This window comes from Variovorax sp. P4_D9 (assembly GCF_056401695.1).
The window spans coordinates 1-1,608 of record NZ_JBFUIU010001359.1 but is presented as its reverse complement, the minus strand read 5'-3'; the positions used below and the strand labels follow the sequence as shown (position 1 = coordinate 1,608).

At 63.5% G+C, this 1,608-nt stretch carries 2 protein-coding genes; one reads left to right on the top strand and one right to left on the bottom strand.

Features of this window, described 5'->3' with window-relative positions; translation table 11 throughout:
• On the bottom strand, nt 1-896 hold an 896-nt coding region (locus tag AC1DY5_RS54935), incomplete at its 3' end, for a catalase (protein ID WP_478122581.1).
• A gap of 241 nt (nt 897-1,137) precedes the next feature.
• Here AC1DY5_RS54935 and AC1DY5_RS54930 point away from each other — a divergent pair.
• Complete coding sequence (locus AC1DY5_RS54930) at nt 1,138-1,518, top strand: hypothetical protein (RefSeq protein ID WP_478122580.1); 381 nt, start codon at nt 1,138-1,140, stop codon at nt 1,516-1,518.
• The last annotated feature ends 90 nt before the right edge of the window (nt 1,519-1,608 follow it).

Genomic DNA, 1,608 nt, shown 5'->3' with positions numbered 1-1,608 from the left:
GACTCGGGCATCAGCGACACGAAATCCCAGAAAGTGTCGTGGGCACTGGCAGCCTGTGGCATCTGGTGATGCGGCTCGGGCTTCACCGCATGGACCAGGTCCGGGAACTTGATCGCGTCCTGGATGAAGAAGACCGGCATGTTGTTGCCGACCAGGTCCCAGTTGCCTTCGTCGGTGTAGAACTTGACCGCGAAGCCACGCACGTCGCGCGCCGTGTCCTTGGAGCCGCGTTCACCTGCCACGGTCGAGAAGCGTACGAAGACTGGCGTGATCTTGCCGGCCGCCTTGAATGGCGCAGCCTTGGTGTATTGGGTCAGCGGTTCGTAGCACTCGAAGAAGCCGTGCGCAGCCGATCCACGCGCATGCACGATGCGCTCGGGAATGCGCTCATGGTCAAAGTGCGTGATCTTCTCGCGCAGGATGAAGTCTTCCAGCATCGCCGGGCCGCGCGCGCCCGCCTTGAGCGAGTTCTGGTTGTCGGCAATGGCCACGCCCTGGTTGGTGGTCAGCACCTGCCCGCTGGAGTCCACCCGGACRCGATCGAGCGTGTCGATCGTGGCATTGACACCTTCGAGTGCCACGGTGCCGGTCTTGCCTGAGAAGTTCTGTTCGGAGAGCGTGCTGCCGGTGGGCAACTTCGAAGGAGGAGTCACGCTGGCGCCGACCGGCGGCGTCGGCGCATTCGCCTGCCCGTATTCCACGGGCTTGTTCGGGTTGGCCGGCATGCCGCTCGCGAGCGTCTGGGTGTCGATCGCCTTCTGGACGGGCGGGTCGCCTTTGCCCGCAGCGGGCGTGGCGGGCGTGGCGGGCGTGGCGGGACCACTGTCGGTGTTTCGTGCCGCGGCGCGTGCCGCATCGAGTTCGGCTGAAGGGGTGGGGGGTTTTTTGGTGGCCATGGCGGTCTCGTTCGGAGGGAGCGCGAGCGTAGGCGTCACTCAGTCCCCACATCTGTAGGAAATCGTCGCATCAGGTGGTCCTTATTCCAACCCCATGGCGCGAATTGCCAGGGGCCGCTATTGGGGTCCGATCTGGAACCGCTTGTGTGCGGGAACGCTTACGCCAGCCGCATGGTTTGCACGACAAGCGCGCGTTTCATGTCAGCGCCATCTTGAGGACTGTCACCGCCGCGAGCTCCACATGATTCATCCCATCTTTAAGACCATGTTGAAGCGTCCGGAGTTGGTGATGCGGCATTTGGCCAACTACGCGGACTTGCTCAGATGCGAGATGGCCGATGTCGGGAAGGGGCTGCTTGTCCAGGCATGTGCTGGCGTCCTCGCCGTCGTCTCGCTGCTACTGGCGCTTGGCCTCACCGGGATCGCGATCATGCTGGGCGTGCTGTATGGACGCTCTCACTGGGCGTTGGTGGCCGTGCCCGCGGTGCCCTGGCTCGGCGCGCTCGCGGGCGGCCTGCTGGCCAGCCGATCGAAGGTGGCAGAAGACGTTAGAGACGTGCGAGAGGAGGTCGAGCTCGATGTCAAGATTTTGCAACTTGCGAAGGAACTGAACGATGAGTGATACCGGCGAGGATCTCACTCCGAAGGCGAAACTGGCGCTGTCGCGCGGAGAGTTGTTATCGGCCAATCGCTGTACGCAGCCATTTGACCG

Coding starts and splice junctions, on each gene's coding strand:
- AC1DY5_RS54930 (WP_478122580.1), top strand. CDS start 1,138: ATGATTCATCCCATCTTTAAGACCATGTTGAAGCGTCCGGAGTTGGTG.